The 12,937-nt window shown below is 61.2% G+C and carries 12 protein-coding genes; 7 read left to right on the top strand and 5 right to left on the bottom strand.

Annotated elements, in window-relative coordinates; genetic code table 11:
- The first annotated feature begins 26 nt into the window (after positions 1-26).
- The 5 genes from thiL to ACXRVY_RS01895 all read left to right on the top strand — a co-directional run bounded on the left by thiL (position 27) and on the right by ACXRVY_RS01895 (position 3,574).
- A complete protein-coding gene (gene thiL, locus ACXRVY_RS01915) occupies positions 27-992 on the top strand; it encodes a thiamine-phosphate kinase (protein ID WP_223457670.1) in 966 nt (321 codons plus the stop codon).
- Positions 989-1,492 (top strand): phosphatidylglycerophosphatase A family protein, encoded by a 504-nt coding sequence (locus ACXRVY_RS01910; protein ID WP_223457668.1) that lies wholly within the window; start codon positions 989-991, stop codon positions 1,490-1,492. The genes thiL and ACXRVY_RS01910 overlap by 4 nt, the downstream gene beginning before the upstream one ends.
- A gap of 248 nt (positions 1,493-1,740) precedes the next feature.
- Positions 1,741-2,358, top strand: a complete 618-nt coding sequence (ribA, locus tag ACXRVY_RS01905) for a GTP cyclohydrolase II (protein ID WP_150726901.1) — start codon at positions 1,741-1,743, stop codon at positions 2,356-2,358.
- On the top strand, positions 2,355-2,774 hold the full coding sequence (locus tag ACXRVY_RS01900; protein ID WP_458236983.1) for an MFS transporter: 420 nt from the start codon (positions 2,355-2,357) through the stop codon (positions 2,772-2,774). Before ribA ends, ACXRVY_RS01900 begins: the two co-directional genes overlap by 4 nt.
- The gene (locus tag ACXRVY_RS01895; protein WP_223457666.1) at positions 2,774-3,574 is read left to right on the top strand and encodes a cobalamin-binding protein; all 801 of its coding nucleotides are present in this window, start codon (positions 2,774-2,776) and stop codon (positions 3,572-3,574) included. Before ACXRVY_RS01900 ends, ACXRVY_RS01895 begins: the two co-directional genes overlap by 1 nt.
- 135 nt (positions 3,575-3,709) lie before the next feature.
- Here the strand turns inward: ACXRVY_RS01895 and ACXRVY_RS01890 are convergent, their stop codons facing one another.
- From ACXRVY_RS01890 to ACXRVY_RS01870, 5 genes are all read right to left on the bottom strand, one after another.
- Positions 3,710-5,593 carry a TonB-dependent receptor domain-containing protein gene (locus ACXRVY_RS01890; RefSeq protein WP_223457665.1) on the bottom strand — a complete coding sequence of 628 codons (1,884 nt, stop codon included), beginning with the start codon at positions 5,591-5,593 and terminating at the stop codon, positions 3,710-3,712.
- A gap of 157 nt (positions 5,594-5,750) precedes the next feature.
- Positions 5,751-7,649 (bottom strand): 1-deoxy-D-xylulose-5-phosphate synthase, encoded by a 1,899-nt coding sequence (gene dxs / locus ACXRVY_RS01885; RefSeq protein ID WP_223460823.1) that lies wholly within the window; start codon positions 7,647-7,649, stop codon positions 5,751-5,753.
- Between the two features lie 91 nt (positions 7,650-7,740).
- Entirely contained in the window at positions 7,741-8,628 is an 888-nt protein-coding gene (gene ispA, locus ACXRVY_RS01880) for a (2E,6E)-farnesyl diphosphate synthase (RefSeq protein ID WP_223460825.1), read from the bottom strand.
- Positions 8,625-8,867 carry an exodeoxyribonuclease VII small subunit gene (locus ACXRVY_RS01875; protein WP_223460827.1) on the bottom strand — a complete coding sequence of 81 codons (243 nt, stop codon included), beginning with the start codon at positions 8,865-8,867 and terminating at the stop codon, positions 8,625-8,627. Before ACXRVY_RS01875 ends, ispA begins: the two co-directional genes overlap by 4 nt.
- A 90-nt stretch (positions 8,868-8,957) precedes the next feature.
- Entirely contained in the window at positions 8,958-10,109 is a 1,152-nt protein-coding gene (locus tag ACXRVY_RS01870) for a Fic family protein (RefSeq protein WP_223460829.1), read from the bottom strand.
- Positions 10,110-10,387: 278 nt separating this feature from the next.
- Between ACXRVY_RS01870 and ACXRVY_RS01865 the strand changes: the two genes are divergently transcribed.
- Both ACXRVY_RS01865 and ACXRVY_RS01860 read left to right on the top strand, forming a co-directional pair.
- Positions 10,388-11,179, top strand: a complete 792-nt coding sequence (locus tag ACXRVY_RS01865; protein ID WP_458236982.1) for a YfaP family protein — start codon at positions 10,388-10,390, stop codon at positions 11,177-11,179.
- Between the two features lie 39 nt (positions 11,180-11,218).
- Complete coding sequence (locus ACXRVY_RS01860) at positions 11,219-12,931, top strand: DUF2138 domain-containing protein (RefSeq protein WP_223460834.1); 1,713 nt, start codon at positions 11,219-11,221, stop codon at positions 12,929-12,931.
- Positions 12,932-12,937 lie beyond the last annotated feature (6 nt).

The raw sequence follows: 12,937 nt of genomic DNA, 5'->3' as shown, positions 1-12,937 counted from the left end.
GGCGCTTGGAATGTCGACACGAAGCCATGGGCGAGTTTGAGCTGATCCGCAATTTCTTCGCTGCCGCGCCTTGTGCGCAGGGCGGCGAAGGCGTTGCCCTCGGGATTGGCGATGACTGCGCCTTGCTGACTGTTCCCCCGGGGGAACAGATGGCGATCTCTACCGATACGTTGGTGGCCGGCGTGCACTTCGCCGATCCCTGCGATCCGTTTCTGCTCGGTCAGCGCTCGTTGGCCGTGGCCGTCAGCGACCTGGCTGCCATGGGCGCCACCCCGGTTGCCTTTACCCTTGCCCTGACCTTGCCGACGGTGACTGCCGAATGGTTGCAGGACTATGCCCGTGGTTTGAACACCATGGCGCAAAGCTGCGGTGTGGCGTTGGTAGGTGGCGATACCACCCGTGGGCCGTTAAGCATGACCATGACCGTATTCGGTCGCGTACCGGATGGCCTGGCGTTGACCCGCAGCGGCGCACAACCGGGCGACCTGTTGTGTGTCGGCGGCGACCTGGGCAATGCAGCGGGTGCCTTGCCATTGGTGCTCGGCCAGCGCACGGCCCCAGCGAGCATCGCCGAGCCGTTGCTGGCGCATTACTGGTCGCCGCAACCGCAGCTCGGCTTGGGTCAGGCGCTGCGGGGCAAGGCCACTTCGGCAATGGATATCTCCGACGGTCTACTCGCTGATTGCGGGCATATCGCGCTGGCTTCGAAGGTCGGTATTCAAGTCGAGCGAGATCGCCTGCCGCTCTCCAAAGCGCTGCTCGACTTTCTCGGTCAAGCGGGCGCACAAGCTGCGGCCCTGAGCGGCGGCGACGATTACGTCCTGGTCTTCACCTTACCGTCCGTCGAGTTGCCGCTATTGCTGGCCGACGGTTGGCCGATCCATGTGATTGGGCGGGTGGTAACGGGGCAGGGCGTGACACTGCTGGACGCCGATGGCAAAGACATCACCCCGCAAACCCGGGGTTATCAACATTTTCGGGAGTCACCGTGACAGATCATCCCAAGCAGGTCCCGGCGGAAAACGTACCGCCGTCGGTCTGGCGTAATCCGTGGCATTTTTTGGCGTTCGGCTTCGGCTCGGGCACCTTGCCAAAGGCGCCGGGCACTTGGGGGTCGTTAGTTGCGCTGCCTTTTATCCCGTTGTGGCAAATGCTTCCCGACTGGGGTTACTGGCTGATGCTGGGCATCACCATGTTGTTCGGCTTCTGGCTGTGCGGCAAAGTGGCCGACGATTTACGGGTACACGACCATGAAGGCATCGTCTGGGACGAAATGGTCGGGATGTGGATCACCCTGTGGCTGGTGCCGGAAGGTTGGCAATGGTTGCTCGCGGGTTTCTTGATATTCCGCTTCTTCGACATCCTCAAACCGTGGCCGATTCGCTGGATTGACCGGCACGTACATGGCGGCGTCGGCATCATGCTCGATGATGTCCTGGCCGGGGTGTTCGCCTGGTTGGCGATGCAGGGACTGGTGTGGTTTTTCGCCTGACCGGGGGGGACACCGCCGTCACCCTGTGGGAGCGAGCTTGCTCGCGATGGCGGACTTTCAGTTGACGAATACGCTGCTGATACACCGCTATCGCGAGCAAGCTCGCTCCCACAGGGGTAGTGTCTTGCGGGCGAATATCAAACTTTTTGATAGTTATCGCCGATAATTCAGCCTAAGCGTCGCCCGGAACCTGCTGTTACAATGCCGGCTCTGCGAATCTTCAGACTCTTTAGATCAGGAGCACACCGGTGCCTGTCGTTTTTGTCGCCGCTTCCAAGCTGCCAACGCCTTTTGCGCAATTCACCATGCACGGCTTTCTCGATGAAGCCACCGGCCGCGAGCACGTTGTGCTGAGCCTGGGTGAATTCGCCGACGGTGCCCCGGTACTCGGCCGGTTGCACTCCGAATGCCTGACGGGCGATGCCTTGTTCAGCCAGCGTTGCGACTGCGGCTCGCAACTGGAGGCCGCCTTGCAGGCCATTGCCCGCGAAGGTCGCGGCGTTTTGCTCTACCTGCGTCAGGAAGGTCGGGGCATTGGCCTGCTGAACAAGATCCGCGCCTATGAGCTGCAGGACGGTGGTGCCGACACCGTCGAAGCCAACGAACGCCTGGGCTTTGCCGCCGACCAGCGTGACTACGCCATGTGCCTGCCGATGCTGGAGCACCTGGGCGTGAAGTCATTGCGCCTGATGACCAACAACCCACGCAAGGTCAAGGCCCTGACCGACATGGGTATCGTGGTCGCCGAACGCGTGCCGCTGCACACCGGCCACAACCCGCATAACCGACTCTACCTGGCGACCAAGGCCAGCAAGCTCGATCACATGATGGGCAATGAGCATCAGGGCGAGGTAGACCGGGCGTGACCCGCGGTCAGGTGCGGCGGCGACTGTCCGTCAACTGGTGGCAGTACCTGGCACTGGCCTTGTTGCCGCTGTTTGTGATCAACGCGGTGTTCGGCCAGAGCGAAGCCATCCTGCCTGTACTGGCGATGCCGTTGTTCATCGCTGGAGTCGCCTCGATGTTTGTCAGCCTGAGGTTTTTCGGTGCCTACAAACACGCGCTGATCGCCACCCAGAAAGCCCTCGATACCCCGGATGAGCCTGCTGCCTGGATCAGTCTGGCGRCCAAGCGGCGCACGGCATTCCTTGCCGCCGGCCTGCCGGCCTGGATCGCTGCCCTGGCGGTGTTCGTCGGTCTTGAAGCGGTGCCGCTGATGCTGCTGGCGCTGTCGACCGTCGTGCTGTTCTACCTCTACCGTATTCCGCGTCAACTCGGTTGATGCGCGCGCTCTGGCTGGCGGTGTTGCTGCTGGCCGCCAGCAGCTCGGCCATCGCGGTCGAGCGGGTTGTCAGCCTTGCACCGTCGCTCTCTGAAATCGTCGTTGAACTGGGCTCCGCCGACCTCCTGGTCGGTGTACTTGACGCTGGTGAACGACCTGCCGAACTCAAGAACCTGCCCTCCGTTGGCCGCTATGGCCAGCTGGACATGGAGCGGTTACTCAGCCTGAATCCCGATCTGTTGCTGCTATGGCCCGGTAGCGTCGGCCCGGCCCAGCGTGACCAGCTCAAGCGCCTGAATATTCCCACCTACGTCGCCGAACCCCACAGCCTGAACCAGCTCGCCGCACAGATCGAGACCATTGCCGCTCGGCTTGGTCGGCCTGAACGCGGAACTTCATTGGCCAACGACTTACGCCAGCGGCTGGATGAATTGCGCCAACGCTATCGCCGGGACAAGCCGTTACGAGTGTTCTATCAGGTCTGGGACCGGCCGCTGTATACGGTTGGCGGCGAGCAGATCATCAGCGATGCGCTACAGGTCTGCGGTGCGCAAAACGTATTTGGTGACCTGAAACTGCCGGCACCGCAGGTCAGTGTGGAAGCCGTATTGCAGCGTAATCCCGAGGTGATTCTGGCCAGCGATCAGGCGCAACTCGATGCGTGGAAAGCCTGGCCGCAGGTGGCGGCCGTGGCACAGGGGCAGTTGCGATTGGTGACAGACAAGGGCCTGGAGCGGCCGAGTGGGCAGATGATCGAGGCGACTGCAAAGCTGTGTAGCTTGATCGCGCCGGATCGCTGAGACCGAGGTGCCTTCATCGCGAGCAAGCTCGCTCCCACAGGGATTCGGTTTGATTGCAAATCTGTAATCCAATCCAAAACCTGTGGGAGCGAGCTTGCTCGCGATGAGGCCATTCCATGTGCCGAAAACTTCAGATCAGATCTCCGGCGTCCACGTCACCCCGAACATCCACGCCCGACCCTCTTCGCGATACCCGTACTGGCTACCTTGGAAGCTGTACAGCGCCCGGCTGTAACCCTTGTCCAGCAGGTTGTCGACCTTCAGCTCCAGACTGATTTCACGATTGAGCTCCCAGCTGCTGCGCAATCCCAACAGAGCATAACCACCCAGCGGCTGTTGATTGTTCAAGTCGTCATAGCTGCTGCTGACCGCTTGCCAACTGGCACCGAGGCCAAGGCGATCGAACTGACGGTCCAGATCCCAGCTCAAGGTGCGCCGCGCACGACGGGCCAGGGTGCGGCCCGTGTCACGGTCGCGCGGGTCGATGATCGCCACGCCGAGGTTGCTCTGCCAGCCGAACAGGTCCTGCTTCAGTGCGGCTTCGAAGCCGTTGATTCGCGCCGAGGCGACGTTCTGGGGGGGCGAGTTGCTGCCGGCGATGATTGCGTCTTCGAGGTCGGTACGATACAGCGACGCCTCCAGGCGACTGCTCTCGGTCAATTGACTGCGCCATTGCAGCTCATAGCTTTTCGACGTCTCCGGCTTCAGGTCCGGGTTACTGAAGTCGGGGTAGTACAGATCGTTGAACGTCGGCGCGCGGAAGCCTTCGCTGTAGGTCAGTAGCATTTCGTTGTCCGGGTTCAGCGGCAGAGTGAGGGTGCCGCTCCAGGTATTCTGGCTGCCAAACTGCTGGTTATCGTCATGACGCAGGCCCAGCTCCGTGGAGAAACTGTCGGCCTGATAGCGGTGCTGGATGTACGCCGCTCGGTTCCAGCGACTGTCCTCATCGAACGCGGTGCTGCTGTTGATGCGGTCTTCATACCAGTCACCTCCGAGCAGCAAGCTATTGCGCTCGTTGAGCGTCAGGTCGTTCTGCCAGTTCACCGAATCGCGGTAGGTGTTGAACACGCTGCGCTCATCGCTGAGCTTGTCCAGGGTCTTCTCGCGGTTTTCGCTATGGCCGAACTCGATGCGGGTTTTCCACAGATCATTGATGCGCGCGTCGATGTAACTGCTGACACTGCTCACATCGAATTCGTTGTAGGGCTGTTGTTGGACCGACTTGAACGTATTCATGTCGAAGCGCCCGAACGGGTTGTCGAACTCGCTTTTGCCGCGGTTATCCAGCAGGTTGGCACCGACTTCGATGTCATCGGTCAGCGCATGGCTGAGGCTCAGGCTGACGGATTTGTTGCGGTATTCGTCATGGTCGCCGTCGCTGGGATACGACTCGTGGGTGCGATTGATCCCGGCGGTTTCGTCGAGGCTGGCGCCGAGGTTGAAGCGGGTGTGTGCATCGCCACCGGACAAACCGAGGCTGCGCTCCCAAGTCTGGTTGCTGCCAAAGCCCATATGCAGTCGAGGTTGCAGGCCCTGTTCGCCACTACGACGGGTGAAGATCTGGATCACCCCGCCAATCGCATCGCTGCCATAAATCACCGAGCGGGAGCCGCGCAGCACTTCCACGCGCTCGACTTGTTCGATGTTGATGTGTTGCAGGTTGCTGTCGCCGGAGCTCGAGCTGCCGATACGCTGGCCGTCCACCAGTACCAGGCTCTGGGCCGACTGGGTGCCGCGAATGTAGACACCCGGAAGGCTGCCGCGCCCGCCGGTTTGCACGACTTGCACGCCCGGTACGCGACGCAGCAGGTCGGTGACGCTATTGGGTTGCAGGCGATCGATGTCTTCGCGGGTAAAGACGCTGTTGGCTGCACTGCTGTCATTGCGCGCTTCGACCTGGCGGTTGGCACTGATCAACACATCGGGCAGCTTCAGGGCCTGATCGCGTTCGAAGGTGTCGGCCAGCAGTTGACCGGCCGGCAGCAGGGTCAGCGTCAGGGCGAAGGGGGAGAGTTTCATTGGCAGTCCGTTGGTGCTTTGAGGCGAATACAGTTTTGATAGACGCTGAAAACCACTGTGGGAGCGAGCTTGCTCGCGATAGCGGTGTATCAGTCAACATCYGAGTCGACTGACAGACCGCTATCGCGAGCAAGCTCGCTCCCACAGGGTTTTGCGTTTAGATGTTGAGCAGTTGCAGGCGCTCGCGAATGGACGCTTCGATTCCCGCTTCATCCAAACCACACTCGGCCAGCATTTGCGCAGGCTTGGCGTGTTCGACGTAGATGTCGGGCAAGCCCAGGTGCAGCATCGACTTGAGGATGTTTTCGCGGGCGAGGAATTCGCTGACCGCGCCACCGGCGCCGCCCATGATTGCGTTTTCTTCGACGGTCACCAGCAGTTCATGGCTGCCGGCGATTTCGCGAACCAGCGCTTCATCCAGGGGCTTGACGAAACGCATGTCGACCACGGTCGCGTCCAGCGTCTCGGCGACTTTCAGGGCTTCGGCCAGTTGCACGCCGAACACCAGCAGGGCGACTTTGCTGCCATGGCGGCGAATCACTCCCTTGCCGATCTCGATCGGCTCCAGGTCTTTCTCGATGGTCGCGTTCGGACCATTACCGCGTGGATAACGCACGGCCGCCGGGCCTTCATACAGGTGACCGGTGGTGAGCATTTTGCGCAGCTCGTTTTCATCGCTCGGAGTCATCACCAGCATGCCGGGGATGCAGCGCAGGTACGAAAGGTCGAAACTGCCGGCGTGGGTCGGACCGTCTTCGCCCACCAGTCCTGCGCGGTCGATGGCGAACAGTACGTCGAGGTTCTGCACGGCGACGTCATGCACCAACTGGTCGTAGCCGCGCTGCAGGAAGGTCGAATAAATGGCTACCACAGGTTTGGCGCCTTCGCAGGCCATGCCGGCCGCGAAGGTGACGGCGTGCTGCTCGGCAATGGCCACGTCGAAGTAGCGCAGCGGGAATCGTTCGCTGAAAGCGACCAGATCCGAGCCTTCCTTCATCGCCGGGGTAATCCCGACCAGGCGCGGATCGGCAGCCGCCATGTCACACAGCCATTCGCCGAACACACCGGAATATTTCGGTCCACTGGCCTTTTTCGGCGCAACGGCCGGGGCGTCCAGCGGTTCGAGTTTGGTAATGGCGTGGTAACCGATCGGGTCGACTTCCGCCGGGGCGAAGCCTTTGCCTTTCTTGGTGACGACGTGCAGGAACTGCGGACCTTTCAGGTCGCGCATGTTGCGCAAGGTAGCGATCAGGGTCGGCAGGTCGTGGCCATCGATCGGGCCGATGTAGTTCCAGCCCAGCTCTTCGAACAGCGTGCCGGGAACCAGCATGCCTTTGGCATATTCTTCGGTACGGCGGGCGATTTCCCAGGCACCGGGCAGGCGCGACAGGACCTTTTTACTGCCCTCGCGCATGCTGGCGTAGGTGCGGCTGGAAAGGATCTTCGCCAGATAGTTCGACAAACCACCGACGTTGCGCGAGATCGACATGTCGTTGTCGTTGAGGATCACCAGCATGTTGGCGTCCACTTCCGGCGCATGGTTCAGCGCCTCGAACGCCATGCCCGCGGTCAACGCGCCGTCGCCGATCACCGCGATGGCCTTGCGCTCGCTGTTTTGCAGGCGGGCGGCAATCGCCATGCCCAGCGCGGCACTGATCGAGGTGCTGGAGTGGCCGACGCCAAAGGTGTCGTACTCGCTTTCGGAGCGGCGTGGGAACGCAGCGACGCCGTCCTTCTGGCGCAGGGTGCCCATGCGCTCGCGACGACCGGTGAGGATCTTGTGCGGATAAGCCTGATGACCCACGTCCCACACCAGACGGTCGTCCGGAGTGTCGAAGACGTAATGCAGCGCGATGGTCAGCTCGATCACGCCCAGCCCGGCACCGAAATGCCCACCGGTCTGGCCGACCGTGTAGAGCAATTCCAGGCGCAACTCATCGGCCAGGGTTTCCAGCTCGGCTTCGCCTAACCGGCGCAGGCCGTCCGGCGTATTCGCGCGGTCGAGCAGGGGCGTGGTTGGGCGTTTGCGGGGAATCTCATGAAACGTCGTGGGCATCAGGCGAATCGTTATAGGTATAAAAGATGCGGCAGTTTACCTGATGCATCGGTCCCTGCCCACGCGTTGGTTTTTTTTGGCGGATTCGCCGTCAGCTGCGGCGATCGACGATATACCGGGCCAGATCGCGCAACGGCTCGGCCGCCGCGTCAAACGGTCGCAGTGCGTGCAGAGCCTGGTCGCGCAGCTCCAGGGCATAAGCCTTGGCGGCGTCGAGGCCGAGCAGGGCCGGATAGGTCGGTTTGTCCCGGGCAATGTCGGCGCCCTGGCGTTTGCCGAGGGTTTCGGTATCGCTTTCGACGTCGAGAATGTCGTCCTGCACCTGGAATGCCAGGCCGATGGCCTGTGCATAAGTCTGCAGGGACTTGAGTTCGTCTTTCTCGGCACGGCCGCTGGCCAGTGCACCGAGCTTGACGCTGACTTCGATCAGCGCGCCGGTCTTGTGCCGGTGCATGTACTCCAGGGCTTTCTGGTCAAGCTTCAGACCGACCGAGCCGAGGTCGATGGCCTGACCACCGACCATGCCCGCCGGGCCTGCGGCCAGTGCCAGGGCGCTGACCATTTGCAGGCGGATTTCGGCATCCGACGTGCTCAGGCGTGGATCGAGCAGGGCGCTGAAGGCCAGGCTCTGCAAGCCGTCGCCGGCGAGGATCGCACAGGCTTCATCGAATTTCTTGTGGGTAGTGGGCTGGCCGCGACGCAGATCGTCATCGTCCATCGCCGGCAAATCGTCATGCACTAGCGAATAGGCGTGGATCAGTTCCACGGCGCAGGCCGCACCGTTGGCTTGCTCGGGCTTGCCGCCCAACGCTTCACACGCGGCGTAGGCCAGCAGGGGACGCACGCGTTTGCCGCCGTTCATCACGCTGTAGCGCATGGCCTCATACAGCCGCGTCAGCTCAGGGCTCGGCGCGATGAACAGGGTTTCCAGAGCCGCATTGACGCGGGCCTGGCTGGTGGCCGAGTACGCTGCAATCATTCTGGCTGATCCGCGTCGAAGGGTTCCTCGGCCAACTCGCCATCACGCTCGAGCAGCACCTGAACCTTTTGCTCGGCCTGGGCCAGCGCCGCCTGGCAATCGCGGGTCAGACCGATGCCTTGCTCGAAAGCGGCCAGCGACTCCTCCAGCGACAATTCGCCATTCTCCAGATGCTCCACCAGCGTTTGCAGGTCGGCGAGGGACTGTTCGAAATCCAGTGCAGCTTTTTTGCGGGCCATGGCGGCGATTTCCGGTTGACGTTAAACCGGCGCGACACTAGCAGATAGGGGGGTTATGGGCAAATGAGCGGGGTGGTTGGTGCAAGGGTTTCAGCGCTCAGGATGCGCTTGGTCGGGATATTTGATCTGGTAGCGAGTACTGCGCCCGCCACCCGGCAGGCGTTGCAGGCATTCCTTTTCCAGCAGTTCGGCCAGATGCCGGGTCGCGGTCGCTTTGGAGACTTTCGCAACGGCTTGATACTGCGCCGCACTGATCCCGCCTTCGAATCCACGCTCCCCTGCGTCCAGCAAACGATTCAGTACTTTGGTCTGCTCGGTCGACAGCTCGGACTCCCGGTGCGCCTGCCAGAAGCGCGCTTTGCCCAGCACGGATTCGATCCGTGCCATGGCCTGTTGCAGGCTGCGCAATAGAGTTTGCAGGAACCATTCGAGCCAAACAGTAACGTCCGTGTTGGATTTCTGGCAGGTTTCCAGCACCCGGTAATAGCCAGATCGATCCTCGAGAATACTCGCCGACATGGCATAAAAACGGATCGCCTGAGCCTCGCCTTGAGCCAATGCAAGGTCGGTGATCGTCCTGGTCAGGCGACCGTTGCCGTCGTCAAACGGGTGGAGTGTGACAAACCAGAAGTGTGCGATGCCAGCTCGCAGCAAAGGGTCGAGCTCGGACTGATTTCGGCTGGTTTCAAACCATTCGAGGAAAGCATCGAGTTGGCGCTCAAGGCCCAGGCGAGGCGGTGCTTCGAAGTGCACGGTCGGTCTGTCGAGACGACCGGAAACCACTTGCATTGGATCATCGCCGCGCAAAGCACCTACACGAATGCTTTGCGCGGCCAAGCCGATTTCCTGTTCTGGAAACAGCCACTCATGCCAATCCAGCAATCGTTCAAGTGTCAGCGGCTCGGCAAAACGCTGCGTCGCATCGAGCATTAATTGCGCGAGTCCTTCACTGCGCTTGCTGACGTTGTCGCCATCATTGAGCTCCAACCCCAATCGCCGCGCCAATGAAGAACGAACTGAACCGACATTCAGCTGTTCGCCTTCTATCGCCGACGAGGTGACGATGTTCTGCAGCAATGCATCCAGTTCACTTTGTGCGCTCAGCGAACTGCCCACGGAACTGGCCATGCCCATTAGCCGACCTTGTGCTTGAACGCACTCGCGTAACAAGGGCGCCAAGCGTTCGGCGCTCCAGGTGAAACCCGGCCAATCAGGTTGCTGCCATATCCATTGAGGTGTCATGAACTTGATGCTCTAAGTAGGGGTGAGCCGATTAGATGGGCTATTCGGCTCACATAATGAGCCGAATATGACGCGTATTCGGCTCACCGTCCACCCATTACCGTGACTCCCGCCGCAATTTCGGAGCCATCCGATTGTTAAAAAACAACCAACTGGCTAACCTTTGCGCCATCTACGGCCCAATAGTCACGGGTCTTTCAGACGAAACACAGTATCCACATCTGTAACGCGCCGAGGATCGGGCGCAAGGTTTCGTCATGCATGGCAGGAGGCGTCGCATGCGCTCATTTCTTTTGCTGCTGATCGGGTTGACTATCGCGCCCGTGATTCTGGCTGCGCCGAATGCCGAGTTATCGGAACCGGTGGGTGGCTGGCGTTACAACGGTCTGCTGGACCGTAGCGAAAACCCGCAAGTCGCCTATCCCACGCCACCCATCGACCGGGGTGTGCAGCGCAATCGCACGATGATCGAAGGCCGGCTCAAGGCCATCGGCRCCCAGCGCGGGCCGCACACGTTGGCGGTCAACGGCAATCCGCTGAACCTCTACACCGACGAGCAAGGGCGTTTCGCCCGACCCTATGCGTTTGGCGCCGGCTCCAACAGCGTCGAAGTGCGCAGCGCCGAAAGCCAGTCCCTCAAGCGTGTTCAATTCTATGAAGCCAACAACCTGCGCACCCCGGCGCGGATTCGCGTGGTGCTGGGTTGGGACGATCCGAAGGCCGAACTCGACCTGCACATCATTACCCCCGACGGCCAGCATGCCTTCTGGGCGCGCCCGGCGATGAGCAACGGCGGCGGCCTCGACCCTGATGGCGTCGATGGCCCGGGCCCGGAAATGTTCACCATGACCGCACCGCTGCATGGCACCTATCTGGTTTACGTGAACTATTGGGGCAACTTCGGCAGCGACGGCTATAACTTCGATGAGTCCGGCAACCAGAACGAGGTGATTACCTCGCAGATCAACCTGGTGCTCAACGAAAACACCGTCGATGAAAAACGCGAGACGTTCGTCGTGCCCCTACGCGCAATCGGCGACCTGCTGCTGGTCAAGACTTTCAACTACTAAGCATCCCCGCTCCACGGATGAACATCGGGTTTTGTGAACATGAGTGATAGCACTGTTACTCCGGCCGCTGGCGCACCCGCGGCCAAACCTTCCCTGCATTGGCCGACGCTGCTGATCGGGTTATGCCTGGTCGTTGTCGTGGCCGGTGGGTTGTGGTGGTTCATGCACAAGCCCAAGGCCCCGGCGCCTGCGTTGGCCAGTGACAAACTGGGCATGAGTCGCCCGGATGGCCTGCTGGAAACCCATTCCCTGAGCCAGTTGCCCAAGGACTTGCTGGCGGTACCGTTTCTCAAGGAAACCCTGACCGAAGATTTCGTCTTCTATTACGAAAGCCACGCCGATCGCCTGGGCTTGATCGGCAGTCTGCGGCGGATCATCTACGAGCACGACCTGAAACTGCAGGACACCTTGATCGAGCAGCTGTTCGATCAGCCTGCCGACGTAGCGTTGTGGCGCGGGGCGGATGGGCGGCTGAAGGATTTCCTGCTGGTGATGGATCGCGGCGGGTTGGCCAAGGTGCTGGAGCCGTTGGCCAAAGTGGCGCTGGACGACTCGCAGCTGAGCAAGGTCGCTGACGTGAAGGTCGGCACCGACGACGTGGCGCTCTATCAACTCAACTACAACGCGAGCAAGGCGCTGCTGTTTGCGTCCCATGGCGACAAACTGGTGGTGCTGTCCAACCCGGCGAAACTCTACGATCCGCAAAGCGGTGCAACGGAAGAACCGGGCAGCGTGTCGACCACGGCCATTGCCGCGTTGCTCAATGGCGACAAACTGTTCCCCGAAGCCTTCGGCCTGCCACCTCGTACGCCGCAGGTGAAACAACGCCTGTCGGTGAATGCCAGCGTGCTGGCCATGGGTTACCAGCGTTTCATCCCGAACTTCGCCGGCCTGCGTTTCGACATGGACGACAAGGGCTGGCACAGCTTTCTGGCCATGGACGAACTGGAGAATCAGCCGGACTTCGATTTCAAACCGATCTGGCAAGCCATGCCCATGGGCGCCAGCGCTTGCGTGGCGTTGCCGCTGGCTGCCGAACAACAGAAACCGCTGCTGGTGAAACTCGGTGCGCAGGATACGGTGGCCCAGGCATTGACCAAACACATGACCGGCGCGGCGGGCCTGTGCTGGTATGCCGATTCGCGGTTGTACACGCCCTTGCTGGTGGCCAGCCTCATTGATGACGACAGCGGCAAACTGGATGGAGATCTGGGCAGCCTGTTTGGCTCGATGGTCGGTGCCTTTGAGCCCAATGTCGAAGCAGGCGCCTTCCCGGTGGTGGAAAAACAAGAAGGCCAGAGCCATCAATGGCAACGCCAGGTCAGCTCCAGTTTCGGCCCCTATGCGGCCAAGGACGCTGAAGACCCCGACGCCATCACCGGCAAGGCATTCATGAAAGTCAGCCTGGCGCGGCACGGTTCAACGCTGCTGTTCTCCCTCGATGACAAGCTGGTGGACAAGGCCCTCGGCACCCTCGACAAACGCTTCCCGCCGATGGCCGACGTGGTGCCGAAAGACCTGTTGATGCCGGTCTATTTCGGCCCGGATTCCATGGCGCAACTGATGCAGCAGGAAACCCTCGACAGCCTGCCCCAGGACATGGAACCGGTGTTCTACAACGCCGCGCAAACCTACCTGATCCCGAAACTGCGCAAGCTCGGCGGCTACGGCAAGTACGCCCTGACCTTGCCCGAAGGCAGCGAGCCAGACGGCCACTGGCAGTGGCTGCCGCTGGAGTGGAAAGCCCTGTGACGGCAT

This window comes from Pseudomonas sp. P5_A2_2, from assembly GCF_054177685.1.
This window is presented reverse-complemented; position numbering and strand designations above follow the sequence as displayed.